General features: G+C 50.1%; 34 protein-coding genes, 1 tRNA gene, 1 pseudogene and 1 riboswitch. Of the genes and pseudogenes, 26 read left to right on the forward strand and 10 right to left on the reverse strand.

Translation table 11 applies throughout. The features are described 5' to 3' along the window. The first annotated feature begins 231 nt into the window (after positions 1 to 231). Complete coding sequence (locus B4113_RS15430; protein ID WP_033843317.1) at positions 232 to 1,131, forward strand: RluA family pseudouridine synthase; 900 nt, start codon at positions 232 to 234, stop codon at positions 1,129 to 1,131. 14 nt (positions 1,132 to 1,145) lie between these two features. Here B4113_RS15430 and prpE read toward each other — a convergent pair whose 3' ends face one another. Next, positions 1,146 to 1,883, reverse strand: a complete 738-nt coding sequence (prpE, locus tag B4113_RS15435) for a bis(5'-nucleosyl)-tetraphosphatase PrpE (protein WP_033018833.1) — start codon at positions 1,881 to 1,883, stop codon at positions 1,146 to 1,148. Positions 1,884 to 2,251: 368 nt separating this feature from the next. After that, entirely contained in the window at positions 2,252 to 3,427 is a 1,176-nt protein-coding gene (locus tag B4113_RS15445) for an FtsW/RodA/SpoVE family cell cycle protein (RefSeq protein WP_033843319.1), read from the reverse strand. Positions 3,428 to 4,111: 684 nt separating this feature from the next. On the opposite strand from B4113_RS15445, the gene fabI reads away from it, so the two are divergent. The 3 genes from fabI (at position 4,112) to B4113_RS15460 (ending at position 5,771) form a co-directional block, all read left to right on the forward strand. Then, the gene (gene fabI / locus B4113_RS15450) at positions 4,112 to 4,888 is read left to right on the forward strand and encodes an enoyl-ACP reductase FabI (RefSeq protein WP_033018829.1); all 777 of its coding nucleotides are present in this window, start codon (positions 4,112 to 4,114) and stop codon (positions 4,886 to 4,888) included. A 112-nt stretch (positions 4,889 to 5,000) separates the two neighbouring features. Then, positions 5,001 to 5,408, forward strand: a complete 408-nt coding sequence (locus B4113_RS15455) for a CotO family spore coat protein (RefSeq protein ID WP_051962639.1) — start codon at positions 5,001 to 5,003, stop codon at positions 5,406 to 5,408. A gap of 12 nt (positions 5,409 to 5,420) precedes the next feature. Further along, complete coding sequence (locus tag B4113_RS15460; protein ID WP_033844816.1) at positions 5,421 to 5,771, forward strand: DUF1360 domain-containing protein; 351 nt, start codon at positions 5,421 to 5,423, stop codon at positions 5,769 to 5,771. A 59-nt stretch (positions 5,772 to 5,830) separates the two neighbouring features. Here B4113_RS15460 and B4113_RS15465 read toward each other — a convergent pair whose 3' ends face one another. The 4 genes from B4113_RS15465 to B4113_RS15480 form a co-directional block, all read right to left on the reverse strand. Then, positions 5,831 to 6,283, reverse strand: a complete 453-nt coding sequence (locus tag B4113_RS15465) for a spore coat protein (protein ID WP_033844817.1) — start codon at positions 6,281 to 6,283, stop codon at positions 5,831 to 5,833. A 145-nt stretch (positions 6,284 to 6,428) separates the two neighbouring features. Further along, on the reverse strand, positions 6,429 to 6,695 hold the full coding sequence (locus B4113_RS15470) for a hypothetical protein (RefSeq protein ID WP_033018824.1): 267 nt from the start codon (positions 6,693 to 6,695) through the stop codon (positions 6,429 to 6,431). 497 nt (positions 6,696 to 7,192) lie between these two features. After that, positions 7,193 to 7,924 (reverse strand): hypothetical protein, encoded by a 732-nt coding sequence (locus tag B4113_RS15475; protein ID WP_033843320.1) that lies wholly within the window; start codon positions 7,922 to 7,924, stop codon positions 7,193 to 7,195. 342 nt (positions 7,925 to 8,266) lie between these two features. Beyond that, on the reverse strand, positions 8,267 to 8,989 hold the full coding sequence (locus B4113_RS15480; RefSeq protein WP_033018820.1) for a hypothetical protein: 723 nt from the start codon (positions 8,987 to 8,989) through the stop codon (positions 8,267 to 8,269). 240 nt (positions 8,990 to 9,229) lie between these two features. Here B4113_RS15480 and B4113_RS15485 point away from each other — a divergent pair, with 240 nt between their 5' ends. The 11 genes from B4113_RS15485 to B4113_RS20185 all read left to right on the forward strand — a co-directional run bounded on the left by B4113_RS15485 (position 9,230) and on the right by B4113_RS20185 (position 14,790). Beyond that, positions 9,230 to 9,514: a hypothetical protein gene (locus B4113_RS15485; protein ID WP_033843321.1), complete on the forward strand. Its 285-nt coding sequence runs from the start codon at positions 9,230 to 9,232 to the stop codon at positions 9,512 to 9,514. Between the two features lie 290 nt (positions 9,515 to 9,804). Then, the gene (locus B4113_RS15490) at positions 9,805 to 10,026 is read left to right on the forward strand and encodes a hypothetical protein (protein WP_033018817.1); all 222 of its coding nucleotides are present in this window, start codon (positions 9,805 to 9,807) and stop codon (positions 10,024 to 10,026) included. A 29-nt stretch (positions 10,027 to 10,055) separates the two neighbouring features. After that, on the forward strand, positions 10,056 to 10,259 hold the full coding sequence (locus tag B4113_RS15495; RefSeq protein ID WP_033844819.1) for a hypothetical protein: 204 nt from the start codon (positions 10,056 to 10,058) through the stop codon (positions 10,257 to 10,259). 212 nt (positions 10,260 to 10,471) lie between these two features. After that, complete coding sequence (locus B4113_RS15500) at positions 10,472 to 10,678, forward strand: DUF1657 domain-containing protein (RefSeq protein ID WP_033843322.1); 207 nt, start codon at positions 10,472 to 10,474, stop codon at positions 10,676 to 10,678. 493 nt (positions 10,679 to 11,171) lie between these two features. After that, positions 11,172 to 11,642 carry a YhcN/YlaJ family sporulation lipoprotein gene (locus B4113_RS15505; RefSeq protein ID WP_033843323.1) on the forward strand — a complete coding sequence of 157 codons (471 nt, stop codon included), beginning with the start codon at positions 11,172 to 11,174 and terminating at the stop codon, positions 11,640 to 11,642. A gap of 16 nt (positions 11,643 to 11,658) precedes the next feature. Beyond that, positions 11,659 to 12,138, forward strand: coding sequence for a stage V sporulation protein AC (gene spoVAC, locus B4113_RS15510; RefSeq protein ID WP_033018810.1), 480 nt, complete (start codon positions 11,659 to 11,661; stop codon positions 12,136 to 12,138). Then, positions 12,138 to 13,151: a stage V sporulation protein AD gene (spoVAD, locus tag B4113_RS15515; RefSeq protein WP_033843324.1), complete on the forward strand. Its 1,014-nt coding sequence runs from the start codon at positions 12,138 to 12,140 to the stop codon at positions 13,149 to 13,151. The genes spoVAC and spoVAD overlap by 1 nt, the downstream gene beginning before the upstream one ends. A gap of 1 nt (position 13,152) precedes the next feature. Continuing rightward, positions 13,153 to 13,509 (forward strand): stage V sporulation protein AE, encoded by a 357-nt coding sequence (gene spoVAE, locus B4113_RS15520; RefSeq protein ID WP_033018807.1) that lies wholly within the window; start codon positions 13,153 to 13,155, stop codon positions 13,507 to 13,509. Positions 13,510 to 13,520: 11 nt separating this feature from the next. Continuing rightward, positions 13,521 to 13,727, forward strand: coding sequence for a DUF1657 domain-containing protein (locus B4113_RS15525; RefSeq protein ID WP_033843325.1), 207 nt, complete (start codon positions 13,521 to 13,523; stop codon positions 13,725 to 13,727). A 12-nt stretch (positions 13,728 to 13,739) separates the two neighbouring features. Beyond that, positions 13,740 to 14,600, forward strand: a complete 861-nt coding sequence (locus B4113_RS15530) for a DUF421 domain-containing protein (RefSeq protein WP_033843326.1) — start codon at positions 13,740 to 13,742, stop codon at positions 14,598 to 14,600. Positions 14,601 to 14,619: 19 nt separating this feature from the next. Further along, entirely contained in the window at positions 14,620 to 14,790 is a 171-nt protein-coding gene (locus B4113_RS20185) for a hypothetical protein (RefSeq protein ID WP_165570915.1), read from the forward strand. Between the two features lie 97 nt (positions 14,791 to 14,887). On the opposite strand, the gene B4113_RS15535 is transcribed toward B4113_RS20185, so the two are convergent. Then, positions 14,888 to 15,208, reverse strand: coding sequence for a thioredoxin family protein (locus tag B4113_RS15535; protein ID WP_033018803.1), 321 nt, complete (start codon positions 15,206 to 15,208; stop codon positions 14,888 to 14,890). 799 nt (positions 15,209 to 16,007) lie between these two features. Between B4113_RS15535 and B4113_RS15540 the strand changes: the two genes are divergently transcribed. From B4113_RS15540 to B4113_RS15545, 3 genes are all read left to right on the forward strand, one after another. After that, the gene (locus tag B4113_RS15540) at positions 16,008 to 16,244 is read left to right on the forward strand and encodes a hypothetical protein (RefSeq protein ID WP_033018801.1); all 237 of its coding nucleotides are present in this window, start codon (positions 16,008 to 16,010) and stop codon (positions 16,242 to 16,244) included. Between the two features lie 77 nt (positions 16,245 to 16,321). Further along, the gene (locus tag B4113_RS19155; protein ID WP_081897181.1) at positions 16,322 to 16,453 is read left to right on the forward strand and encodes a YjcZ family sporulation protein; all 132 of its coding nucleotides are present in this window, start codon (positions 16,322 to 16,324) and stop codon (positions 16,451 to 16,453) included. A gap of 121 nt (positions 16,454 to 16,574) precedes the next feature. Beyond that, on the forward strand, positions 16,575 to 16,832 hold the full coding sequence (locus tag B4113_RS15545; protein ID WP_033018799.1) for a stage VI sporulation protein F: 258 nt from the start codon (positions 16,575 to 16,577) through the stop codon (positions 16,830 to 16,832). A 40-nt stretch (positions 16,833 to 16,872) separates the two neighbouring features. On the opposite strand, the gene B4113_RS15550 is transcribed toward B4113_RS15545, so the two are convergent. The 3 genes from B4113_RS15550 to B4113_RS15560 are packed head-to-tail and all read right to left on the reverse strand — an operon-like array spanning position 16,873 to position 18,598. Further along, positions 16,873 to 17,307, reverse strand: coding sequence for a GNAT family N-acetyltransferase (locus tag B4113_RS15550; RefSeq protein ID WP_033843327.1), 435 nt, complete (start codon positions 17,305 to 17,307; stop codon positions 16,873 to 16,875). Between the two features lie 3 nt (positions 17,308 to 17,310). Continuing rightward, positions 17,311 to 17,832 carry a YjcG family protein gene (locus B4113_RS15555; RefSeq protein WP_033018796.1) on the reverse strand — a complete coding sequence of 174 codons (522 nt, stop codon included), beginning with the start codon at positions 17,830 to 17,832 and terminating at the stop codon, positions 17,311 to 17,313. Between the two features lie 37 nt (positions 17,833 to 17,869). Next, the gene (locus tag B4113_RS15560) at positions 17,870 to 18,598 is read right to left on the reverse strand and encodes an esterase family protein (protein ID WP_033843328.1); all 729 of its coding nucleotides are present in this window, start codon (positions 18,596 to 18,598) and stop codon (positions 17,870 to 17,872) included. A gap of 185 nt (positions 18,599 to 18,783) precedes the next feature. After that, positions 18,784 to 18,894, forward strand: a riboswitch (SAM riboswitch). Positions 18,895 to 19,233: 339 nt separating this feature from the next. Between B4113_RS15560 and B4113_RS15565 the strand changes: the two genes are divergently transcribed. From B4113_RS15565 to B4113_RS19705, 8 genes and pseudogenes are all read left to right on the forward strand, one after another. Beyond that, complete coding sequence (locus tag B4113_RS15565) at positions 19,234 to 20,337, forward strand: methionine biosynthesis PLP-dependent protein (protein WP_033843329.1); 1,104 nt, start codon at positions 19,234 to 19,236, stop codon at positions 20,335 to 20,337. A 3-nt stretch (positions 20,338 to 20,340) separates the two neighbouring features. Beyond that, positions 20,341 to 21,519, forward strand: coding sequence for a cystathionine beta-lyase (gene metC, locus B4113_RS15570; protein WP_033843330.1), 1,179 nt, complete (start codon positions 20,341 to 20,343; stop codon positions 21,517 to 21,519). Positions 21,520 to 22,363: 844 nt separating this feature from the next. Continuing rightward, positions 22,364 to 22,436, forward strand: a tRNA-Val gene (locus B4113_RS15585). Between the two features lie 515 nt (positions 22,437 to 22,951). Further along, complete coding sequence (locus tag B4113_RS15590; protein WP_061912651.1) at positions 22,952 to 23,356, forward strand: tetratricopeptide repeat protein; 405 nt, start codon at positions 22,952 to 22,954, stop codon at positions 23,354 to 23,356. Positions 23,357 to 23,440: 84 nt separating this feature from the next. Next, entirely contained in the window at positions 23,441 to 24,493 is a 1,053-nt protein-coding gene (locus tag B4113_RS15595) for a hypothetical protein (protein WP_061912652.1), read from the forward strand. A gap of 11 nt (positions 24,494 to 24,504) precedes the next feature. After that, the gene (locus B4113_RS15600; RefSeq protein ID WP_033843332.1) at positions 24,505 to 25,125 is read left to right on the forward strand and encodes a hypothetical protein; all 621 of its coding nucleotides are present in this window, start codon (positions 24,505 to 24,507) and stop codon (positions 25,123 to 25,125) included. A gap of 108 nt (positions 25,126 to 25,233) precedes the next feature. Next, positions 25,234 to 25,683: pseudogene (locus B4113_RS19160) on the forward strand (transposase); the annotation flags it as partial. A gap of 24 nt (positions 25,684 to 25,707) precedes the next feature. After that, positions 25,708 to 26,121, forward strand: coding sequence for a hypothetical protein (locus B4113_RS19705; RefSeq protein WP_153017171.1), 414 nt, complete (start codon positions 25,708 to 25,710; stop codon positions 26,119 to 26,121). The last annotated feature ends 193 nt before the right edge of the window (positions 26,122 to 26,314 follow it).

A 26,314-nucleotide genomic window follows, 5' to 3' on the forward strand; every position in this document is an offset into this window, starting at 1 on the left:
AATGAAAGTGCGATCATTGGTGTGTGACAGCGGTTTTTCACCAGCCTTCTAGGCGGAGGGCGCGACTCCTTCACAACGGAGTCGAAGCCTTCAGCGTAAGGCTTAGGAAAGGGGCCAACCGCTGGCGTCGATTTGTAGCTTCAGCGTCACGTTGGCTGGGAAAGCCCAGCATTGATAACGGAGTTGAAAGCAAGCCATCTTCTGATTTTGGAAGCAGAAAGGTGACAAACTGTGCCGCCGTTGACGATGACGTTTTTGATCGATGAACAGCATGACGGAAAGCTGCTGCGTCAGTTTTTGCAAGAGAACCACATTTCGCGCACCGCGCTTACCGATATCAAATTTCACGGCGGGGCGCTGCTTGTGAACGGACAGCCGGTGACCGTCCGCCATGTGCTCCGCGCCGGCGAGAGGCTGTCCGTCGTTTTTCCGCTGGAGCGGACAAGCGATTGGATGGAGCCCGAGGCGATGCCGCTTGACATCGTGTATGAAGATGACTACGTCCTTGTCGTCAACAAGCCGCCCGGATTGGCGACGATTCCGTCGCGCCATCACCCAGGCGGGACGCTGGCGAACGGGATTCTTCACCACTATCGGCAGCAGCAGCTCGAGTCGACCGTTCATGTGGTGACGAGGCTTGATCGCGACACATCGGGGCTTGTGCTGGTGGCCAAACACCGCCATGTGCACCATTTGCTGTCGGCGCTGCAACAAAAAGGGCAAGTGACACGCACGTATGAGGCCATCTGCCATGGCGTCATCATCGAGGAAGAAGGGACGATTGACGCGCCGATCGGGCGGCGGAGCGACAGCATCATCGCCCGCGAAGTGCGGGAGGACGGGAAACGGGCCGTTACTCACTTTCGCGTGCTGCGGCGGCTCTTTGGCTATACACATGTTGCCCTTCGGCTTGAGACCGGGCGCACCCACCAAATCCGGGTTCATATGGCCTATCTTGGCCATCCGCTGGCCGGCGATGAGCTGTACGGCGGAAGTCGGGAAATGATCGGCCGCCAAGCGCTTCATAGCCGAGCGTTGTCGTTTGTTCATCCGCTCGAGGGAAAGCTGTATACGTTCGCCGCTCCGCTTCCCGATGATCTCGTTCGTCTGATCAAAGGCGCGGGCGGATGAACAAACGGGGGCTGTTACGAGAACGCCCGGAATTTCTCCGGCACGTACGGCATGGATGACGGCACAGAGACGGTATTCATTTCCGGATAACGAAACGCGGTCAACGCGCCGCCGAATACGCAGCCGGTATCGATGTTGACCGTTCGGCCGACAAAGCGCGGGACTGGAACGGGCGTGTGTCCATAAACGACCCAGGCATCGCCGCGGTATCGCTTGGCCCAGTCGCGGCGCACCGGTGTTCCGTCATCGTTCGTCTCGCCGGTGATGTCCCCGTAAAGGACAAACGTTTTCACTTTTTTGTCCAACCGGCCGATATGATCATGACGAATGCCGGCATGGGCGATGACAAGCCGCCCTTCGTCAAGCACGGCATAAAGCGGCGCCCCTTCATATAAGCGGATGAACGTGCGGCGAATTCTCTCTTGCTCGCTTGGCGGCAAGGCGCGGTATTCGGCGACCGTTGTTTCTAAACCGTGGGTGATTTGCACGTTTCGGCCCAGAAAAAAGCGGTACAGCTTGTTGCAATGATTGCCCGGCACATAATACGCAAGGTTTCGTTCCACAAGCGCTGAAACGACCTCGATCATTTTCAGCGACTCCGGCCCGCGGTCGGTTATATCGCCGACAAACCCTAGTTTTCGTCCGCCGGGATGAACCGGCACTCCCTCCTCCCATCGGTAGCCGAGTCGTTCGATGAGCGCTGCGAATTCACGAAAACAGCCATGAATGTCACCGATGATGTCCAGCATCATATGGGAAGGCCCCCTTTCGATGGATGATGGAGATAAAACTAGTATATCCGTTGTCGTCGGAAATCCTCGGACGGGGGATTGAAGGGTGCAAGCCGCTTATTCAGCTCGTTTTTCAAATAGAAAAGCCCTGTCGCATCAGCACCGGCCACCTAGGAGCTGGATTGGCCAAAACCGCGGCTAAGTTCAGAGGGGCGGTGATTTCGGACAAAATCCTGCGATTCGATCGATTGCTCAGTTAGAAAAGACCGACGAAATCAGCCTTCTTTTTTGGCGAAATGTCATGGATTTGCTCGTGGCAGTCGTTTTTCACCGGCCTTTCAGACGGACTTTGGATAAAACAAAACCGCCTGCCGAGCGGCGGCAAGCGGTTATTCCTCGCTTGCGAACATAAATTTTTTGGTTCGCGAATGGACGTTTAAGACGAGGCCGATCGCCAGCATATAAGTCGCCAGCGAGCTTCCCCCATAGCTGATAAACGGGAGCGGCAGCCCGGTGATCGGCAAAAGCCCGATCGTCATTCCAATGTTTTGAAATACTTGAAACGTAATCATGCCCGCTACGCCGGCGCATAAATAGCTGCCGTACAAATCGTTGCTTTCAAGCGCAATATGAACAAATCGATAGATAAGCAGGAAAAAGAGCGAGATGACAATGCTTGAGCCGACAAACCCAAATTGTTCAGCGATGACGCCGAAAATAAAGTCGGTATGCGCTTCCGGCAAATACACTTGCAAATGACCAAGCCCTTTTCCATACAGTTCTCCCGATCCGATCGCCATCAGCGAGCGAATGAGCTGAAATCCTTGGTCGGTCGAGTACTCATAAGGCGCAAGCCAACCGTAAAAGCGGTTGAGCTGATAGTCTTCCTCAATAATATAGCGATGGAAAAAATCAGGGAAGTAGAAGTAAATGAATACGACAGACGCTACCACCGCCACACCGGAGAAGACGATGCCGAAAATGATGCGCCAGCGGATGCCGGAGACGAGCACCAACGTGCTAGTAATGGCGAGAAATACCATCGACATCCCCATGTCCGGCTGTTTGGCAAGCAAAAAGAGCGGCGGCAAAACCGCGGCGGCGATTTTGCCAAGCAACTTGAAGTCATCCCTGATCGTCGGTTCGGGATATTTTTCCCGATGGTTGACAATGATGCGGCCAAGGACGATGATCATAAAAATTTTCATCAGCTCGGATGGCTGAAAGTTTCCTCCTGGTAATCTGTACCAACTTGTTGCCCCCTTGATGGTCACCGATCCGGGAACGTTCAACTCCAAGCCAAGCAGCAGCAACATCCCGAAGCCATATAAATACCAGGCGATTTGAAACAATCGGTCGTAATCGATAATCATCGTCAAAGCGATCACCACGGCGCCAATGGCGTACCACTGCAGCTGTTTCGAAGCGAAATTGACGTTTTGCAGCTTTTCGGGCAGCATCGGTTCAGCGCTATGAATGGCGATGGCGCTGACAATGGCCAATAAGAACAAAAGAAACAACAAATGGTAATCAAGTTTCGAACGGGATAAACGGTCATGATCCATAGAACGATCCTCTCCATATGAGCGAAATTTGCCAGAAAACTCTCCTCTCTCAAAAAACGGGCATGGTGATCGTCTAGAGAGAGGCAAAAGAGGGAAGCGTAAAAGGGTTTGAAGATGCCCGCTTCCCGTTGCCGATCTGCGAGGCCGGTGATTTCATCCTAGAAGACCGGTGATTTCGTGCAAAATACTGCTGAGTTCCACCCATTTCTCAATTAGAGAAACTTGGCAGAATCAACTTTCTTTTTTTGAATGAAAATGCCGTTGATTGGTGTGCGGCAGCGGTTTTTCACCAGCCTTCTAGATACGGCTTTGCCATGTCATTTCTCAACAGGAAAAACCTTTTTGCATCGGTCTTGCTTTTCGTGCGTTCCTCCCATTGATGAAGGGAATCAGGTGTTGTCACCAGTAGCCCAGTCTGCCCCCACATGTCGGGTCCGCTTGGATGAAGGGAATCAGTGTTTTTTCGCGAGCCTCCCGCGCTCCGCTTCAACGGGAAGCAGGGGCGTAGGAAGGCAGGTACCATATACCATATTAGCGAATCTGTTCGGTTTTGCAAAGTGGGAAAAACCGTCGTCATTCAGAAAGAACGGAAAACGCAACACTCATTTACATTACCGCCGGCATCCCCTATAATAGAATTAACACCTGGTGCTAAGAATAAATGATAATTGGGAGGATGGACGAATGGTTTTATCATTGGAAGGGCGCACGTACGTTGTCATGGGGGTGGCGAACAAGCGGAGCATTGCTTGGGGAATCGCCCGTTCCCTTCATGCGGCCGGAGCTCGGCTTGTGTTCACCTACGCCGGGGAGCGGTTTGAAAAAGAAGTGCGGGCGCTCGTGGACACATTGGAAGATGAACGCTCGCTTTTATTGCCTTGTGACGTGACAAGCGATGACGATATTGTCCGCTGCTTTGCGCAAATCAAAGAGCAAGTTGGCGTCATCCACGGTCTCGCTCATTGCATCGCCTATGCCAATAAAGACGATTTGAGCGGCGAATATATGAACGTTAGCCGCGACGGCTTTTTGCTCGCCCATAACATCAGCGCCTATTCGCTCACCGCGGTGGCGCGCGAGGCGAAAGAGCTGATGACAGAAGGCGGCAGCATCGTCACCCTTACGTATTTAGGCGGCGAACGCGTCGTGCAAAACTACAACATCATGGGCGTGGCGAAAGCGGCGCTCGATGCGAGCGTCAAATATTTGGCGAACGATTTAGGCAAATACGGCATCCGCGTCAACGCCATCTCTGCCGGTCCGATTCGCACGCTGTCGGCCAAAGGGGTGAGCGATTTCAACTCGATTTTAAAACAGATCGAGGAGCGCGCTCCGCTCCGCCGGACGACGACCCAAGAGGAAGTCGGCGATGCAGCGCTGTTTTTGTTCAGCGACTTGTCGCGCGGCATCACCGGGGAAATTATCCACGTCGATTCAGGGTACCACATTTTAGGATATTAATTACGGCAGCCGTCCCGATGCGAGGGGCGGCTTTTCTGTTTGGGATTAAGCAATTTTTTGCCCAACCCGTGCATACATATATAAGGCAAGCAGAGAGAAAGGAGGAGAGCCATTGAGCCGAGAGAAAAAACTGATGGAGACCGAACCTTTGCTTTACATCGTGCAGCCGAAACTTCGTCCTCCAACCGCTTCGATGCAGCAATCCTTTGTTCGACGTGGAAGGGAGTCTGTTCTTGTGGAGAAAGAAGAGGAACAACAGCCATTCGAACCGGAATGGCAACCGTCGTTTTCGCAAATGACCGTTCCGGAGCAATTGGCGTTTTTAGCTTCCTTGCCGAGCCACTTGCCGCCGGTGAAATGTCTTTTGGAAACGAAATCGACCCAACCGCTCGAAGGAATTGTCACCGAATGGGAGGAAGGACGGGTAAAAATCGCCACGAACGAAGGGGAGCGTCAACTGAACGCCGATGACGTGCGGCAAGTTATTTTGATTGGATTTACACGGAAAGGGGAGCCGTAACGAGTGCCTTTGATGGATATGTTTCTCCTCGTTTTCGCCGCTTTCCGTCTCACCCGCCTTCTCGTTTATGATCAGATCACTGCTCCGTTGCGACGTCCTTTTTACGAAGCGGTAGAGGAAGTGGGGCCCGATGGGGCGAAGGAAATCGTGTGGTATGTGAGAAAGGAGCCAGTCCGGCGATTTGTCGGGGAGCTGTTGTCCTGCTATTGGTGCACAGGCATTTGGAGCGCTGGTTTTTTATGGCTGGGGTACGTATGGTGGCCAGCGTTGTTTCAGCCAGTATGTTCCATCTTGGCCGTTGCGGCATTGGCGGGACTGGTGCAATGGGGAATGGATCAGTGGGAACAAAGGAGGCAAAGCTAAAAAGTTACGGAAGGTGTCAAACAGGCGTCCCATTGCGTTGCCGGGACGCCCGTTTTCTTTTATAAAATGTCGACGAAGACAAGCAACGCCAACAGCAGCTGCAGCATAATTTGGATATTGATCGCGGCCTGGGTGTCTGTCGTTTCAACGGTGACATTGCGGGAATTTTCAATGACCGTTTTTTGGCGCGACACTTGTTTGACTTTCACAGCTTGCAGCAGTTCAGCGGCGACTTCTTCCGCTACTTCGCTGTCAGCAATCGAGATTTGCAGCAACACGATGATGGCTAGCTGCAGCGCTACTTGCAAGTTGACAGCCGCTTTCGTATCGGTAGTGGATACTTTCACTTCGCAAGAATCTTTAATGTAAATCCATTCTTCTGACAATTGGTATTCCGCTGCCTTTTGTTCGGCGTCTGCTCCAATCGTCGCGTCCTCACAATTGAAAACCGGGTGGGTCATCGTGGGATCGGTGGCGCACCAGCGCCGCGGTTCGTGAGCAGCTGTCTCCATCAATGGATAGGCGCGGTTATACATCACTTGGCTCATGTCCAGTCCCTCCTTTAGTCGTTGTAGTATATCATACGGTTTGTGGCATTCGGTGTGTAGGCCAATAGACAAGGGGAGTGGCCCGTTTTTGATTCCATGGATGCCGTCGTTACTTTTTCGTCTTTCTCCCTTGCTTCTTTGTTGGGGTATGGGTGTTCGGATCGACATCATGTTCTGTGACGCGCTGTTCTAAGCTTTCCAAGTACTGTTGCACTTGGGCTTGCAATTGCTGGACCATTTGCCGAATTTGTTCTTTTTCTTCTGCTGTCAGCTGTACTTGCTTCGCAGTGACGCCATGTTTTTTCAATGTCTTTTCGACCAACAGTTGCAGCAGCTGCCGTTGGGGAAGATCGGGCGAGAAGGACGGTTCCGTCATTTCCAGCTCCCTCCTTTCTTGGCGAAGATGCTTTCTTGGCTACCGGTGAAGATCAGCCGCGTTCTCGCGATGATCGCACTGCCGAATTCGCCGCACAGGGGATTGAACAGAGAAGCAGCTTTGGCCGGAGATGCTCCTTCACCGGAGCTGAGAAGGCTGGTGAAACACGGCTGTTTCCCTTGACTACTAGGGAACGTGTGTACCGGCGCTACAGGTTTTTTCTATTTGCGAAACGAGGCGAGAAAGCGGTCTGTTCCCTTCCATCACCAGCCTTAGATCTTGGCATTACTACTGTATGAACAGCGAGGCGGAAAGGAAAGGGACAAATATGGAGTTTTGCCTCTTGGCCAGAACTCGTCCGTCTAGAAGGCTGGCTAAACACGGTTATTTCTTTTGAGCAATGGGGGATCGTTTGAAAGGCGATCCTCATGCCACAGGGCTTTTCGATTTGAGAAACGAGGCTGGTAAGCAGCCTGTTTCCTTCCATCACCGTCCCTTTAGGAGAGCGGCTGAATGATCAGCGGATTGACGGCTTCGATCCCTTGTTCCGATTGCGCGCAATACACGGTGGCCGCTACACGGAGCGGTGCAGACAGCGGATGGTTCACGCGAATTTGAAACGAAGGAAATATAAGCGATTCCCGTGGCCCGAGGGAACGATGGGCGACAGGACGAATCCAATATTCTCCCTTTTCACGAACGAAACGTTGCCAATCGGAATGAACGAAAACCCATCCCGGTTGCTGGTCTGGATCACTCAGCGAAGAAGAAGCGATTTTTCCGCTTAAGGAGCCAGCTTGTTTAGGAGTGACGGTTAGGCAAATCGAGGCAATATCTGCAGCGGCCGTTCCGATGTTGTCCATGATGAGATCGCCGATGATCCAAATCGGCTCTTCCAGATGCGAAGGGAGCATGACGGAAAAGCGAAAAAAGGCATGGAGACGCAGTTCATCGGTCGTGAAAGAAGCAGGCTGGTGCGCTTGTTCCTCGAGTGCGACTTGACAGCGCAACAGCTCTTGTTGGAGAACAGCGATAGTTTGTTCATACTCGTTCAAGACGGAAGTTTTCCACTCTTTTGCTTTTTGTCGCCAATACTCGGTGCGAAGCCGTTCTTTTTCTAGCTGTTGTTGCAGCTCGATCCAGCGTTGTTCCCACTGAATCAATTCCGAACGATAATGAATGAGTTTTTGCTGCAGCTGGAGTTCTCGATCCGAACGGTGATGAGCCATTTGTTTGCCCTCCTTATCGTTCGCTTTGCTAGAAGGCCGGTGGAAAACGCTGCCGCACACCAATTGGAGGCATTTAAGCTGATTCTGCAAAGTTTCTCTAATTAAGAAATGGGAGCGATCAGCAGCAGTTTACACGAAATCACCGGACTCCTAAGACGCGGGTTGTTACCATGCATATGTAAAAAGGCAGCGAAACATGTATGGCATCCGTGAGGCAGAAAAAGCTTTTTGGTCGGAGAGTTTATCGAAAGCGATCCGTTCAAGCTTCCGAATCCGTGAGGTAGAAAAAAGCTTTTCTGCCAGCCGAGCGAGAAAGGCTCGCTGGGGCAGAAAAGCCGTTCATTAATGAGCGGGGAAGACTTCCGGGCATTGCGACGGAAACTTGGCTGTCGGGCAAAGGGTCGCTTCTGCCAGCTCTTCGCGCGGTTGGCACAGCCGGGCTTCGACTTCGATTTTGACGTCTGCTTCCATTTGCACTTCTAAGCAAAGCGTGATGGAGACGTCGAGCTGCGAGAAGTTGTCGGTGCAGACGAGGCTGGAGTCGCATTCGAAGAAGGAAATGTGTCCGACCAGTTCCGTGCCTTCAGGAGCGCAAAGGATGAACGTTTGCGCTGTCGCAAACGGGATCGGTTTCGACTCGCAAACGACAACGCCGTTTCCACTCACAATTTGGACGACGACATGGCCTTTGATGAGAGCTTTGACCTTTTGCAATGTGACGGTGTCGCCGGATGGCAGTGTGATGTTGACCGGCTGGCGCCCTTGGGGCTGAACAATTTCTTGGAAAATGAGCGCATCTTGGTCAACGACCGGGTCAATCCGATTTCCTTGAGCGTCAGAAAGGAAGCAACGAATCGTTAATTCGGACGGATCAAGTCCCCGCTCGGCGATGCAGTCGCATAGCAGCCCTTGACGCGGGCATTTGCTCGTTGGAAAGATGTCTTCCAGTTCCGGCCCGTTGAAGCTCCGCAACGGAACGTCAATTTGTCGAGTGACCCAGTCATAGACTTTGCGAGTTCGAATGCACAGCCGTTCTTTGTCGTGACGATGATGGTAATGACCCATTTGGTATCCTCCTATCCTTCGATCGTTTTTCCCCGTTCCTTTGATTGGGTGGGGCTACTGTATACTATGAACCCTCTAGGTAAGTGTGTTGGGACAAAAGCGGATTTTGTCAACATCTATGGCTTTTTACCAAAAGTTGTGCTTGATTCTTCTATCACACATCTTACTTATGCATCCACAAATGATGAACGACATCTATGTCAGACAAGGAAAAAGAAGGGAAAGAGAGGAAAACCGAGCATGGAGAAAGGTAAAAAAAAATGGATGGAGTTGTGGCGCCGGTTGAAAGAGATGGAAGCGGAAAATATCGTTTTGCGCGAGTTGGCCCATCAAAGCGAACAACGTTATGAACAAGTGAAACAATTGACAAAGGAAAATGAAGAGCTGCGCCGCCGGTTGGAGCAGCTGCTCGAGCCGGAAAAGGCCGGCAGCCCCGAAGAGGAGCGGCTGGACAGCTGGTTTTTCCGCACGTTAAGGCAAGAAAAAGCGATGTCATCCCGCCACGGGCAAGACAAAGAAAAATAAGCAGCACCCTTGGCTTAAACGGTCATACACTAAAAATAGCCTTACATTTTTGCCAGATGGGGGGATGAAAGCCATGATGAAGCCTGTTCGAACGAACCCCGTATCGCCCAAACCGACGACATGGGCGCTTTCCTCGACCACTCAGCCAGTACGGCGCCCGCGGGGCTGCGGCTGCGGCCGACCGCCGATGGTAAAGAAATGAAGCTGATCCGTGAGAGATGCCCATACTCCAGAGCTTTTCCGTGCATAGTCTAACAATGCCACTAGGCGAAAGGAAGGGGGGAATGGGGATGTCGGATCGGAAAAAAGGGAAGGTCATTCATGTGGATAAGCTGATCATTCACGCCGATGACGTCATCATTGTACCGCGCGGTCGCATCCGTGACCCATGGTTGTTCCCGCATCGGGCAGACGCGGTCGAAGCCATGGAGGACGTGCGGGAAGAGAAAGGACACGATGAAGGCGAGCACGGCCGGGACGAAGGAGAACGGAGACCGTTCTCGTGGATTTAAGCGATAAGGAAAAATGGGGGACAGAAGCGGTGGAACGTTTTAAAAATTACGGACTCTGGCTAGGAATCGGGTCTTTTGTCGTCTTGGCGCTCGAAACGTTTGGTGTGGATATCGATCTCGGCAAATACGAGCAGCTGTATCACGCCTTGTTGAGCATTTTCGTGATGGCCGGCATTTTAAACAATCCATCGCTTGGCCGCGGTTATTCCGACAAAGTCGGTCCCAAGCCATAAACAAGCAAGAGGGGGCTGTCCGATCAGTCCCTAAAAGGAAGCAAGTGGAGAAAAACCTTTCGTTTCTCTCCACTTGCTTTTATCTTTTTCCAGCTGTTAGTGATGTGAAGAGGTCAAAGGTTTTACAAAAAATTACAATTATAATTTGGCGGCGAAACCTCATTCTAATCACTGTCAGCGTCCATTTTCACCGCTAAAGGAGGACATTTATCATGACGGTTGCGACACAAGTGAAACAAACATTGGCTGGATTAAAAGCGGCTCAAGCGAACTTTGAAATGTTTGCCCTGCAAACGGAAAACCAAACCGCGAAACAGCTTTATCAACAAGCCGCTCAACAAACGCAAGCGGTCATTGATTTAGTGAACTCGCGCGTGCAAGAAATTCAAAACGAAGAGCCACAATATAAACAGCAATAACTTTCGTCAAGTGAGCTGTTTTTTGGCGGAACAGTTGAAGCTATGGCAACCGTTCCGCCGCCTAGATGGCTGGTGAAAACTGGTTGTTTCTTTTCAGCAATGGGGGGAGCGTGTGAAAGGTGATCCTAATGCTACAGGGCTTTTCGATTTAAGAAACGGGGCTGGTAAGCAGCCTGTTTCCTTAAGTCGCCGCCACTCTAGAGGGGCGGTGAAAAACGGTTGTTTCTCTTGAGCAGTGGGGGAATGTTTGAGAGGCGCTCCTGATGCGACAAGGCTTATCCATTTGAGAAACGGGTTTGATCAGCGGCTTGCCCCCTTAAATCACCAGCCTTCTAGAGGGGCGGTGAAAAACGGCTGTCACACACGAATCGGCGTTATTTTCATTTAGTAAAGAAAGTTTCTCTAATTGAGAAATAGATGGAATTCAGTAATGTTTTGCACTACATGACCAGCCTCCTAGACGAATGTACATAAAATGAATGGGTGAGTAGCGATGAAACGATGGTGGTTGGCAGCGGTGGCCATTTGGCTCGCCGCTAGCGGTTGCGCAAAAGAGGAGACAGAGCAAAAACAGTCGCTGCAAGGGGCGGATTGGATGCGCGCCCAAACGTTCGGGACGGCAAAAGGGGCTGTGTTGGATCAAGGGCCGGCGGAACGGGCGGTCGCTTCGTTGCGCCAGCGCGATGACGTACGTGAGGTGGTGGCGGTCAACAGCGGAGAGCGGCTGCTCGTCGCTTATCAAATTCCTCATCTGAAACGATGGAAGCGGAAGAAAATTGAAAAAGAGATTGCTGAACGATTGCGCATCATGTTTCCCGGGTATGATGTCATTTCTTCGAGTGATTTGAAAATTTTTTGGAAAACGAAAGACCTCAAAACGAAGATGGAGAAAAAGCGTTGGGATGAGCGCGATCTCCAGCGGGAAATCGGGCGCATCGAAAAACTAAGCAAAGAGCAGACGTAAGAGAAGAGGTGTCGGTATGGCGAATGAAAAGAGGAAAAAATTAACTCCAGTTCAACAAGAGTACCACTTATTCGAAAAAGAACGGGAAACAAAGCGCCCGATCGTTCGCAACTGTGCCTGCGCCTTTCTCGTCGGCGGGACCATTTGTGCGATCGGACAGGCGATTTCTTATTTTTATATGTATTTCTTTGACTTCACCGAGCAGACGGCGGGGAACCCGACGGTGGCGACCATGGTTTTTTTGTCCATGATTTTAACCGGGCTTGGCGTTTATGACCGCATCGCCCAGTTTGCCGGGGCGGGGAGCGCGGTGCCGGTGACGGGGTTTGGCAACGCTGTCATTTCCGCGGCGATTGAACATCGGACCGAAGGATTCGTGCTTGGGGTTGGCTCCAACATGTTCAAACTCGCGGGGTCGGTTATTTTGTTTGGCACATTCGCAGCGTTTGTTATCGCTCTTGTCAAAACGGTGGCGACCCAGTGGGGGGGATTGTAATGCTGAAAGGGCATCGCACATGGGTGTTTGCCAACAAACCGGCCATCATTGCTACGGCAGTCGTTGGGGGGCCGTTTGAGGCCAATGGTCGCCTCGCCGACGAGTTTGATCTTCTTCACGAAGATTTATGGCTTGGCGAGGTGTCGTATGAGAAAGCGCACCGCGTTTTGCTTGAGGAAGCGGCGTTTCAAGCGCTGGAAAAGGCCGGTTTGCAGAAGGAACAGGTGCAGTTTTTCATCGCCGGCGACTTAATTAACCAAATGACGCCGACTAGCTTCGCCGCCCGGACGCTCGGCGCACCGTATCTCGGCGTTTTTGGCGCTTGCTCCACATCAATGGAAGGGCTGGCGCTCAGCGCTTTTATTACAAACTACGGCGGGGCAGACTATATAGTGACCGGGGCATCGAGCCATAACACCGCCGTCGAAAAACAGTTCCGCTATCCGACAGAGTACGGCGGGCAAAAGCCGCCGACGGCGCAGTGGACCGTTACTGGCGCCGGGGTCGCCATCGTCAGCCCAAAAGGGGACGGGCCGCGCGTGACAGCAGCGACGATCGGCCGGGTCGTCGATATGGGAATGGCCGATCCGTTTAATATGGGCGGTGCGATGGCGCCGGCGGCGGTCGATACGATTGAAGCGCATTTTCGCGATATGCAAGTCGACGCCTCTCACTATGACTTGATTGTCACCGGCGACTTAGGGAGAATCGGGCGTCAAGTTTCCTTAGATTTGTTGCGCCAGCACGGCATCGAGATCGATGAGGAACGTTACCAAGATTGCGGGCTCCTTATTTACCGCGATGGACAGCCGGTGCTGTCCGGGGCGAGCGGGGCGGCTTGCTCGGCTGTGGTCGTTTACGGCCATTTGCTCAACCGCATGCGGCGCGGCGAGTTGAAGCGCATTTTGGCCGTAGCGACCGGCGCGTTATTGTCGCCGTTGTCGTTCCAGCAAAATGAAACGATTCCGTGCATCGCCCATGCGGTGGCGATCGAGTATGGAGGTGAGGCGTAGCGTGCTGGCGATGTTTTTTTGGGCGTTTGTCGTCGGCGGATTGATTTGCGTCATTGGCCAACTTTTAATGGATGTGTTTAAGCTCACCCCTGCTCATACACTGACCATTCTTGTCGTTGCAGGGGCTATTTTGAACGGATTGGGATTGTATGAGCCGCTTATCGATTTTGCCGGCGCCGGGGCGACGATTCCGATTACAAGCTTTGGAAACGCGCTCGTCCACGGGGCGATGCAAGAGGCGGAAAAACACGGCATCGTCGGCGTGTTGACCGGCATGTTTGAAGTGACGAGCGCCGGCATTTCCGCCGCGATCGTCTTTGGATTCATCGGAGCGCTCTTGTTCCGCCCGAAAGGATAGGAGGGACGTTCATGACCGTTGCTTCGCAAGTGAAACAAACGTTGGCGAGCTTAAAAGCCATTCATGCCGGCCTGCAACAGCTGGCGCTCACCTCCCAAGATGAAACGGCACAGCGAACGTTTCATGAAGCGATGCTCACGGCCGAACAGATCATCGCCGAACTGAAAGACCGGGTCGGCCGGCTCGAATTCGAAGAGCCGCAATACCATGGAAAGTAAGGAGCATGATCGATGCCTATCTGGCTGGAAGTGGCTATTCGTTCTGTCTGCATTTTAATCGGATTGTTTGTGATCACCCGCATTCTTGGCAAAAAACAATTGTCCAAACTGTCTTTTTTTGAGTACATTGTCGGCATTACGGTTGGAGATATCGCTGGAACGATGTCTTCCGATTTGGATATTTCCCTCCAAGAAGGAATCACAAGCATTTTAATTTGGTCATTGTTTCCGGTTCTGATCGCCCGCATCTCTTTGCGTAATAAAAAATTCCGCGATTTCGTCGAAGGAAATTCGACGGTTTTCATCAAAAACGGCAAAATTTTAGAAGAAAACTTAAAGCGGGAAAAGTACACGGTCGATGAGCTGCTCGAGCAGCTGCGCAAGAAGGATGTGTTCCGCGTCGCCGATGTTGAGTTTGCAGTGCTTGAGCCGAACGGGGATTTAAACGTGCTGCTGAAGCGGGAAAAGCAACCGCTCACCGTCGGCGATGTAGTTCCGAACCCGCCGCGGGAAAAAGAGCCGCAAACCGTCGTTATGGACGGCATGATTTTGGATGAGCCGCTCGCGACGATGGGGCTCGGCCGCGGCTGGCTGAAAGAACAGCTTGATAAGCAAGGAGTAGCGGTCGAAAACGTCTTTCTCGCCCAAGTCGATTCATATGGACAGCTGACGATTGATTTGTACGATGACAAAATTCAAGTGGCCGAGCCGCAGGAGAAAAAGCTGCTTCTCGCCGCAATGAAAAAAGTGCAAGCCGACTTCGAGCTATACGCGCTGCAGACGAATTCGGAAGAAGCAAAGGCGCTGTATGAAGCCCATGCGGCGAAAATGACCGAGCTCATCGAAAAAGTCGGACCGCTATTGCGAAACTAATGTCGAGGAGGATCCGAGCATGGAAAAAAAGCGGACAAAAACTACGGACGAGGAAATCCGGATTCAGCTGAAAACGGACGGTCGCTCTGAACGGACGCGGACGACCGATGAAGAGATTTCGATTTCGTTTATGTTTGACAATCCCCAGCTAACACGGCAGCCAAAAGACTACGATGAAATCGAATACTAACGGCTAATAAGTGACATTGTTAGGGGTGGCGACGGGTAAAGAGGGTGTCCCAAACGGAGCGGGACACCCTCGTTTTTGGCTAAACGCAAGCGCCGTTTTACGCCGGCAACGACTGCAAAAAGGCGCGCACGTCTTCCGGTGTTTTGGCATTCGCGCTGTGCAAATGGGCGATTTTTTCCCCGTTTCGGAAGACAAGCAGGCTTGGAATGCCGAGCACTTGGTATTTTTCGCCAAGCTCGGGGAATTGATCGCGGTCGATCTCCAGCCAATCGTATTGCCCGTACTCGCGAATGATCTCATCGATGAACATGTTCAAGCGCACACAGTCCGGACACCACGTCGTATAAAATTTAATCACCGTTGGTTGGCTGCCGGAAATGGCCGCCTCGAATTGTTCCAGCGTTTCAATGCGTTTCATCGTTTTTCCCTCCTCTTTCTGCCACTGTTTTGAACTACTCCACCTTACTTTCTGACAAAATTTGAAGATGGAGATTCCTGCGAACGCCAAGAAGGCGGGTGAAAATTGGATGCGACAGGGCTTTTCGATTTGAGAAACGAGGCTGGTAAGCGGCTTGTTTCCTTCAATCACCGTCCTTCAAGGCATCCCTCAATTATTGAGCAGGCGATCCCCGTCGCCCCGACGGCTGGCAGTACCAATGGCGTAAGCCTCCTGCAAGTATGGCAAACTTGTACATCGGACTTGCCACGCCCCTATTTTCGCTTGGTTTTCGCAACTTCGGTGGGCATGGTAGACGAATGGATGCTTGGATGTTTTCCATGACAGAGCCTTTCCTGTCACAGCATCATATATCGAGTTTTCAAAGAACATCGACAGGAATAGGATACCATACAAACAGGCGTTTTGGCCATCGCCAAGCGACATTCATTTCTCACTGCCCTGCACAAAAATGAAGTAGGAGAAACATATGATAGGTGTTACAAAATTCAGACTCCCTTCTGCTCTGCACAAAATTGAAATGGGGCTGCTGTCGGAAACGATCAAAAACGGCCAAAAAAGAACCGCAACGCCTTCACCACTTCCCCCTATTTGGCATACAACAGAAGAGGCCGGTGATTTAAGGGGAAATACTGCTGTCCAACATTGTTTATCAAATTAAAAAACCTTGCAACGCCATCATTTTATTCCTTGTAATTTCCGACAGGTCGAGCGAAGCTGTTGTTTTTCACCAGCCTCAGAAAGAAAAGGGGGAAACATCGTGAGCAAAGAACTGGAAAAAGCGTTGGAAGGCTGGGTCGCCTCGCGCAAAGAAGGACATGAAACGTTCATCCGCCTGTTTGAACAATGGGGGAGCGATTTTACCAAACAGCTGCAAGAAATCGAAAAGCTGAACAACGGGTTTCTCCAAAAGGTGCAAGGCAACTTGGACTACATTGAGCGATGGTTTACTAAGAAGGAGCGGGAATTTGCCGAGCTGTTCCGCCGATTTGGTTGACAAAATGGCGGTTGCGCCCATACGCTGGCGTGCGCTCATGAATACGATACAGTAAACGGAGAAGGAGGTGCATCCGAATGGGCTTCTGCGGTTACGGCTTTCCGTATTACGGCTACGGCTATGGCGGTTTTGGCTATGGCGGTGGCTTTGTGTTGATTGTTGTGTTGTTCATCTTGCTGATCATTGTCGGCGCGGCATTTGTCGCTTAACAGACGCGCGCAGTCGATACGGGCCGTTTCGGCGCCACGGAGCGGCTCGTGTTTTCTTTCGGTCACGTGCACGCCGAAGGAGCGTTGTCATACGATATAGCAGGAAGAAGGGGGAGGAACTATGGATCAGCAGTTTTTCAAAAACATCGAAAAGAAAACGGGCGTCAATATGAAAGAGATTTTTGAGCTCGCCAACTCGCTGCAAAACGCCAACTTCAGCGATGAAAAAACGGTTCGTCAAGTCGTGAAACGGGTGGCGCAAATCGCCAATCGGAAAGTGCCAAAGGAACTTGAAGATCAAATTGTGAAAACGATCGTCCATAACGGCAAGCAAATCGATTTGAATACGATTGCCAATATGTTGAATAACAAAAAATAAGCGAAAGGGAGCTCTGCGCGTGCAAGCTCCCTTTCGTTCGCTATTCGAGCGGCTTGACCATGGCGACGTGCGGAATGCCGGCATCTAGAAATACATCGGACACGGTTGTATAGCCGAGCTGTTGGTAAAACGGTTCCGCGTGCGTTTGCGCGTTCAGCTTCACTTTTTTCGCCCCTTTTGATTTCGCCAGCTGCTCGATGGCTTCCATGACCATGCGGCCGGCTCCTCGCCCCCGGTAGGAAGGCAAGACGCAAATGCGTTCGATTTTGCCGACCCCTTCGTCGATGAAACGAAGACGTCCGGCACCGACCGGGATGTCACCATCATATAAAACGAGATGAAAGGCGTCATCTTCAAACTGATCGATTTCTTCTTCCTCCGGCACGTGCTGTTCCTCGATGAAGACAAGGCGGCGGACGCGCAACGCGTCTTCATAAAGGGGCCGGTTTTTGCTCGTTCCAATGGCGATGTTCATCAGCTACACCGTTTCCTTTCCTCCGACGATAAACGTCTCGTAGACGGTCCACGACCCGTTGTCCAGCTGATAAAGGAGATGGAAGCGATCGACCGTTTCCTCGAAATGGACGTCTTGCAGCTTCAGCTGGCTGTATACATCCGCATATTCGCCACTCGGCAAGTCCCGGCCGATCGTAATGTGCGGCACGAACACAAACTCCGGCTGCCCGGAAAACAAGCCGCTATGCAGCTGCTCATGAAGGCGTTCAAGCACGTCGTTTGGCTCTACTTTCAAATAAATGACGTTGCTGGTCGGGTAAAACGAGCTGAATTTCGTCACTTTGATCGGAATTGGAGGCGTTTTCGCTGCGATGCGATGCAGCTCCTTTGCCATCGCCTTCAACTTCTCCTCGTCCGCCTCAAATGGATATTTCAATGTAATGTGCGGCGGGATGAGGGCGTAATGGCTGTCATACCGCTTCCGGTAGGAGTTGGCGAAATCTTGAATTCGTTTGGACGGAAAGATGACAATGCCGTATTTCATTTCAATTCCCCTCCTTGAGATGGTTATCGTTGGACGGCTACAGCGTCAAAATCGTCGATAGCGCCCGAGGCACATCGGGCTGCCAATGCGTCCACGCATGGCCGCCGACAAACTCATGGTACGTATAGGCAAACCCTTTTTCGACCAACAAATCTCGCGCCTTTCGATTCGGGGTCACAAAGTCGCGCACTTGTCCGTCTGTCGTTTTTACAGCCGTTTCTTCCGAGCCGACGGAATGGTAAATGGCGAGCAGCGACGGATCGCGGAATGAGCGAATGAGCGCCAAGAGCGAATCGTCGATGTAGGGGGACTGCATGGCGATTTTTCCGAATGTATGCGGATACAACAGTCCGGCGGTCAACGATACGGTCCCGCCGAGCGAATCACCGATGAGCGCCCGGCCTTTGCCCATTTGATACGTCGGCAGTTCGCGGTCCAAAAACGGCACGAGTTCATGGGCTAGAAAGCGGAGATACGCTCCGTGCTTCGTTCCCGATGGATGATACTTTTCATAGCGGTCGTTTACATTCCGATACGGAATACCGACGACGATCGTGCGGTCAATCGTGCCGTTGGCCATTAACGTTTCGACAGCCGTTTTCATTTTTCCGTACATAAAGTAATCTTTGCCGTCTTGAGCGATTAGTAAAGAATATTTGTAAAGCGGGGAAAAATTGCTTGGCAAATAGACGAGCAGTTCGATTTTCTCCTGAAGCTCCCCGCTATATAGCGCGTAATCGCGCATCGTTCCTGCTGTCATGACCATCCTCCAGTGAAAGCGCAAGTTCATCTGTTATTGTAACATATTTGTACAAAAAATGTTAATCAAGGGCTCGAATTTTTTGTGAATTTGCCGAGTGATGCGCAGCGAAAAAAAGACTTGCAAAAACCGCTGGAATGCGTTACATTTCTTAATAAATAAAATTGCAACAAAATTGAATACCCATCCTGTTCTTATCGAGAGAAGCGGAGGGAACTGGCCCAATGAAGCTTCAGCAACCAGCCGCCCGGCGGCCAGGTGCTAAATCCAGCGAATTGAGCATTCAATTCGGCAGATAAGAAGAAGCATGGCCATGAATATGGAAAAGTCTTCTTCTTGGAAGACTTTTTTTATTTTCCTTTGTTTTGGCGGCCGTTTTGCCGACCTGTGAGGCGGGGCGGCAGCGAAGCGCTCGGCTGTCGAGAAGGCCAGTGATTTAGTGCAAAATGCTGCTGAGTTCCACCTATTTCTCAATTAGAGAAACTTCAAAGAATCAGCTTTCTTTTCTGAATGAAAATGCCTCCAATTGGTGTGTGACAGCGGTTTTTCACCGGCCTTCGAGACAAGCAGCGAAGCGTTTGGGCGCTGCGGCCGCCGGTCGTTGGACAAGAGGAATTTTTTCGCAGAAGGAGAGAGATGAGATGGAGAAACTGGAGACGTTGTTAGCGCAAATCGGCAACCGGAGCGAAACCGTGACAGGAACGGTCAACCCGCCCGTCTATTTTTCGACCGCCTACCGCCATGCCGGCATCGGAGAGTCGACTGGGTTTGACTACATCCGCACCGGCAATCCAACGCGCAAAATTGTTGAGGAGGCGATCGCGAAGCTGGAAGGCGGCGATCAAGGCTATGCGTTCAGCTCCGGCATGGCCGCCATTCAGACGGTGCTCGCCTTGTTTGAGAGCGGAGATGAGTTTCTCGTATCGGCCGACCTTTACGGCGGCACGTACCGGCTGTTTGAGCGCGGCTGGCGCAAGTACGGTCTTCGGTTCCATTATGTCGATTTTTCCGATCTCGATGCGGTGGAAGCGTGTATCAGCGAAAAAACGAAGGCGATTTTCTTGGAAACGCCGACAAACCCACTGATGCACGAGACCGATATTTCCGCGGTCGCCCAGCTTGCCCAACGGCACGGGCTATTGTTGATCGTGGATAACACGTTTTACACCCCGGTGCTCCAGCGCCCGATCGAACAAGGAGCCGATATCGTCATCCACAGCGCCACGAAATATTTAGGCGGCCATAACGATGTGTTGGCCGGCTTGGTCGTTGCCAAGGGAGAAGCGCTTTGTCAACGCTTGGCCGAGTACCATAACGCCATCGGCGCCGTCTTGTCCCCGTTTGACTCTTGGCTATTGATCCGCGGGATGAAAACGTTGGCGCTAAGGATGCGCCAGCATGAAGAAAACGCCAAGCGCATCAGCGCCTTTTTGCGCCAACATGAAGATGTGACCGACGTCTTATATCCAGGAAGAGGTGGGATGCTGTCGTTCCGGATTGCCGATGAAAAGTGGGTGAACGGATTTTTAAAAAGCTTGCGCCTTATTACGTTCGCGGAAAGCTTAGGCGGGGTTGAAAGCTTTATTACGTATCCGGCGACACAGACGCACGCGGACATTCCGGAAGACATCCGCATCCGAAACGGCGTCTGCAACCGGCTGCTCCGCTTCTCGGTCGGCATTGAACACGCCGATGATTTGATCGTCGACTTGGCGCAAGCGTTCAAAAACATGAAAGAGGTGTGAGCGATGGAACGGGAATGGTCGTTTTCGACAAAACTGCTCCATAACGAATGGAAAGTCGACCGCGCAACCGGGGCGGTGAGCGTGCCGATCCAACACGCCTCCACGTTCCATCAGTTTGATTTCGACTCATTCGGAAAATACGACTACAGCCGCTCTGGCAATCCGACGCGCGAGGCGCTTGAGGAGACGATCGCCGCCTTAGAAGGCGGTGTGCGCGGGTTCGCGTTCGCCTCGGGCATGGCCGCCATCTCCACGGCGTTGTTGCTCCTGTCCAAAGGCGACCATGTGCTTGTGACGGAAGACGTCTACGGCGGCACGTACCGGATCGTCACCGAAGTGCTGAGCCGATTCGGCATTGACTATACGTTCGTCGATATGACCGATCTCAAGGCGGTGGCGGAAAACATCCGGCCGAACACGAAAGTCATTTATATGGAAACCCCGTCCAACCCGCTGTTAAAAGTGACCGACATTCGCGCTGTCGTCGAGCTGGCGAAAGCGCACGGCTGTTTGACGTTTTTGGATAATACGTTCATGACCCCGGCGCTGCAGCGGCCGTTGGATCTCGGCGTCGACGTTGTCCTCCACAGCGCAACAAAGTTTTTAGCCGGCCATAGCGACGTCGTCGCCGGACTGGCGGTCGTAAAAGACGAGGAGCTCGGCAAACAGCTGTACAAATGGCAAAACGCCTTTGGCGCCGTCCTCGGCGTCCAAGACGCGTGGCTTGTGCTTCGGGGGCTAAAAACGCTTCACGTTCGGCTGAAACAGTCGTCCGCATCGGCCATGGCCATCGCCGAGTATTTGCTCCGCCATCCGAAAGTGGAAGAGGTGTATTATCCGGGATTGGCGAACCATCCAGGCCATGACATTCAACGCGGCCAAGCGGCGGGGTTTGGCGCCGTGCTGTCGTTCCGCTTGGCCGATGAAGAAGCGGTCCGGACGTTCGTCCGCCACGTCCGCCTGCCGGTGTTCGCCGTCAGCCTTGGGGCGGTCGAATCGATTTTGTCGCACCCGGCGAAAATGTCGCACGCCGCCATGCCGAAGGAAGAGCGGCTGCGGCGCGGCATTACCGACGGCTTGCTGCGGCTGAGCGTCGGGCTTGAGGATGTCAACGATCTGATCGCCGATATTGAGCAGGCGCTGTCGTTTGTGAAAGAACAACCGTCGATTTCGGCGCGCTAAAAGGCGGCGAACGAAAGCTCCGTTGTCGTGGGGGGAAGTGATGGACATGATCATCACGCAAATCTATCCCTGCGCCAGTGCCAACGCCGGCCGCGCCCGGAAGTGGTGAACATGGTCATCACACAAAGCGTGAAAAGACAGTGAACCAAAGCCCCGTCTGTCGCCGTGTTGCCGTTTTTCCGCCAACCGATGCCGAGGGCGCTCCAATCGTTCAACGTGGTCATCGCAAAACGGAGGGGGAAACCACTGCGTACAGCGCGGCGGTTGACGCCCATTCCCCCTCAGCACGGAACCGCCATGGAGCGCCTTCACTCGGCCGTAAACCCACCCCCGCGCCTCCCGGCAAAACGGCCGCCTTCGCCAAAGAACAGCGCCGCCGCGTCACTGGGCAATACGAAACCACCTGTCGCCGTTGCCCCCGCTCTTGCTTGAACCGTTCCGCCACCGATTGTTTGTTTAGGAGGCCGGTGATTTACTCGCCCAACCGCTTCTTCGGATCGTTTCTCAAGTAGAAAAAACTTGCTGCATCAGCCTCTATGTTCACGCGTTCCATCGCCGATCAAGGCAAACAGTGGGTTTTCACCAACCTTTTGAAGGGCGGTGATTTAAGGAAACAGGCCGCTTACCAGCTTCGTTTCTCAAATAGAAAAGCCCTGTCGCATCCAAGATCGGCTTGCAAACACTGCCCTATTGTTCAAGAGAAACAACCGTTTTTCACCAACCTTTTAGGGGAAGGCCGCTTTCCCTTTCTCAAACTGAACAGCGATTTTTTTAAAAAGTTGTTGACAACGCGTATGCTCGTCTATATAATTAAAAATGTGTTCGATAGCGGACAACAATATATGATTCCGTAGCTCAGCTGGGAGAGCGCCACCTTGACAGGGTGGAGGTCGCTGGTTCGAGCCCAGTCGGAATCATCAAGCGAAATCCCTTGAACCACAAGGCTTCAAGGGATTTTTTATTTTTGTTGTCATTCCTTTGAAAATTTATAAAACTAATTTGGAAAATTAACTATGTACAGGATGTTATTGAATGGTAAAATATTCATACAAGTAGTGATCAAATTAGAAACCAAACACGGTCTAAGCTTTGAGAATAATGAGTTAGCCATGACAAAGTTTCATGACACCTGTAGTATATACGAACATTTTGCAATTCGGTCTCATCGTCAAAAATAATTTTTTAGAAAGGAGTTGATGATGTATTTCATTCTACAAGGAATCCGCAGGTAAGGGCTATTTTTATGTTTACTCGATTTTATCTAGCACCACGGGTTGTAATTGGAGAATTTTTCTTCTCTGATTATCAATAATGGGAAGATGAATCAAGTTGGGATTATGTTTTAGAAGAGGAGCGAGCATATGAATACATCCGACTTAATACAATCGGCTGAAAAATTCCGTATAGAGGGCGATTTACAGAGTGCATTGATTTGCTCATTCTATTAGAAAAAATCGAAGCTGACAACCCTTTTGTTCAGTTAAAAATCGGCTTGACTTTAGATGCTATGGGTAAAGAACAAGAAGCGATACCTTACTATGAGAGAGCACTGTCGCTTGGGTTACCTGCTGAGCAACGATGTGTAGCATTATTATGTCTGGGTTCAAGTCTTAGAAATATAGGGCAGTTAGAACATTCCAAACACATTCTTAAGAGTGCAATCGAGGAATTTCCAAATCATATTGGAATACGTTGTTTCTATGCTTTGGCACAATATAGTGCAGGTGAGTATGGTGAGTCTGTTCGCACGCTCATAAATACAATACTGCTTCTTTCCCCTGAAAGTGTAAAACCTTTTGCACGAGGTCTTGAACATTACGCAGATGAATTAAAATGATATTGTTGAACCCTTGTGGAAGGAAGAGCGAATTAACTTCTATACTGTTATTTTCTGGTTAATTTTCTATTTAGAGGGATTAAATTGAGAGCAAAGAAAGCATTACCTATTTTATTGACATCAGCTATGTTATTTGGATCAGCACCGAGTAGTGTACCGATTCCTAATTTGGTATCGAAAGTAGAGGCAGCGACCGTTTCTGTTCCATATGTGAAACCAGAGATTATTGAACCTAAATGGGTGACAGGGAATATTGAAGGTGGCGGCGGAGGCACAATTCAAATAGAAAGTGTGGGATTTAGTACAGAAAGAACTCAACATGGGACGTTGGTATTAGAAATTAGGAGGAAGAATTTTTGTGGGGGGTGTTGGGAAAATTATAGACTTCAGGAAAATGTTACTCTACCAGTTTATCTTTATTCTGAACCTTATCAATTAGATGGAAGAGATGATTCAGCGGAAAGAGCTACTAACACATTAAATACAGTTGTTGATTATATGAATCGAGATTCAAAAGAGAATTATTACTTGAGAGTAGCTTTCTACATTACAAACCCAGACAACGATCATACTTATTGGTTGGGTATGATGGGATCTAACGATCGCAACTCCTTTTATTTAAGAGCTTATTTTTATCCAGATGTAAATCTTGTTCCGTTGTCTAAAGAACAGAGGGATCAGTATTTCAAAGGACAAAGCATTAGTAACGATACAAATGGCAGCAACAATAACAATAATGGTTCTAATACCAACAAACAGCCAATCATTCCAACGCCAAGCGTAAAGTACATTGGGAGATTGATAATTAAAAATAACAATGTTCCGATGTACAATCTGAAAGGTAAGATACATCGTAAGCTCAAAAAGAATGAAGACATTCGGGTGTACGGGATTCAAAAGGATCGGTATTTAGTTGGCGGAGGATACTATGTATTGAAGAATAGCAATACCTCTTTTTATCTAGGGACTATTTACTCTAAAAAGGGCGATATGGTTATCTACAACTCTAAGAGAAAACTGTATAAGAAGATTAAAGTAAACCAAAAAGTAAAAGTATATTCAACTAAGAATAATGTATATCAAGTTGGTGGAGGATACTATGTACTTCCTCAGAGTAACATTGTGTTTCAAAGATAGGGGAAAGTGAAATGAAAAAAACTATATCTTTGATTTTTACAGTATTCGCCTTCTTGATGCTATCGGGGTTCTCTTTTTCGCAGAATCCTAAACCCAAATCTTATTTAAACGGAAGTACAACGGTCTATTATTTCGATCTTCGGAGTCCTGAAAATCGAAGCGGTTTAATTAAGGCTAGTGGGCCACACTATCAAGAGAACCCCAATTTATGGACAGCTTTGGCTAACGGAGCAAGAGCGTATAAGAATATGTGGTATAACGTGTCCGCATGGGAAAGCCAATCAATGCCGTCAGGAGCGATTATTCTAAAACAAAGAGATCTTGTGTGGAAAGGGAGTTTGCAAACTAGCATTGATTCGGCTATCAGTAGTCTGAGAAAACAGTATCCTAATTATGACATAAAAGAAGTCATGGTCTATCCGGTTCACTATCCAAGGACTTATCCTGTTTCTGCTGCCGATGCTCTAATGTTAATGGCGGAAGATGAGTACCAAAAAAGTTCAGAACTTGATCTGGAAATTGATATGGGTTTTTCTACAGTACCAAAAATAGAAAGACCATTTGGTGGGGGCACGTTCCACAGTTTGGGATACACGAGCTTTATATTTTCCAACACCCCCATTCAAAGCTAGTGATGGAAAAATCTATACATTTAATAACATAAAGGCTCTTCACCACAAAATGTACTTGACAATCAGGTTATTTTCTGATCAAGGGTACAAAAAATGCGAAATTTCCTGTATGGTAAAGGTGACCAAACCATCAACCATGATGGAAGCGTTCGCCGCGTGTGCCGATTGTTAAGCCAACGTCCAGAAAAATGAACAGAAGAAGAGAGACAGGAAGTTCGACAATGGTGCCAAGAAAGTGCTTATTTACGTGATGTCTATCAAGCCCTTCAACATTTCCGTTACGTATCCAAAAGCCAAACAAGAAAGCAAGCCGAAACTCGTTTGACCCAATGGTTTGACCGGTACCTTTTTAGCGACTGTGCCGCCGTACGCCGTATTGCCAAGGCACTCATCACCCGAAAAGACGCCGTGCTTTCTTGCATCGTTTTTTCTTACTCCAATGGTCCAATGGAAGGAATCAACAACAAAATAAACTGGATCAAAAGGCGAGGATATGGGTATCGAAATATCCAGCGTTTTACTTTGCGTGTCCGTCTAGAGACCTCTATCACATTTTAACGTAAAAATCAAGTACATCTTTTGGTGATGAACCAACATAAAACTAGTGATGGAAAAATCTATACATTTAATAACATAAAAGAAGTTTTTACGCCAATTAACGGCAAAACACCTTGGTTAGATGGACCCGGATTTTGGAGCAATTGGGCAGTTGCTGGTTACTCACAAGGAAAAGGACTTAAATATCTTGTTGAAAACGGAATTTGGTATGGTAGGGCACACCCAGTCCTATATACACTAGGTAATGATCCATACATGAGAACAATGATTTATCCTGACTGGTCATATATCCAGTCGGAACTGGTAAACGGATATCTCTACTTCGATTGGGCTGCAATGGTATCTGACAACGATTATAAAATTGAAGCGATTCTATATAAGAAAAATTCTACACCACCACCACCTCCTCCGAGTGGGGGTAATACAAACACCAGTTAGTAAGTTAATTAAAAATTGATAATCTTAACTTTAAACAAAAATGAAATTCAGAAAATTATTGATGCTGTATGTTCAAAATAGTTACAAGGAGTATGTATTATGGTCCATCATGTATAATATACTGTAGATGAGCATTTTTCATTACAATAATTTCCATTCCCTAAGAGACAAACAGGGGACCCCTTAGGCGACA

It is taken from the genome of Geobacillus sp. B4113_201601 (assembly GCF_001587475.1).
Classification (GTDB): Bacteria; Bacillota; Bacilli; order Bacillales; family Anoxybacillaceae; genus Geobacillus; species Geobacillus icigianus.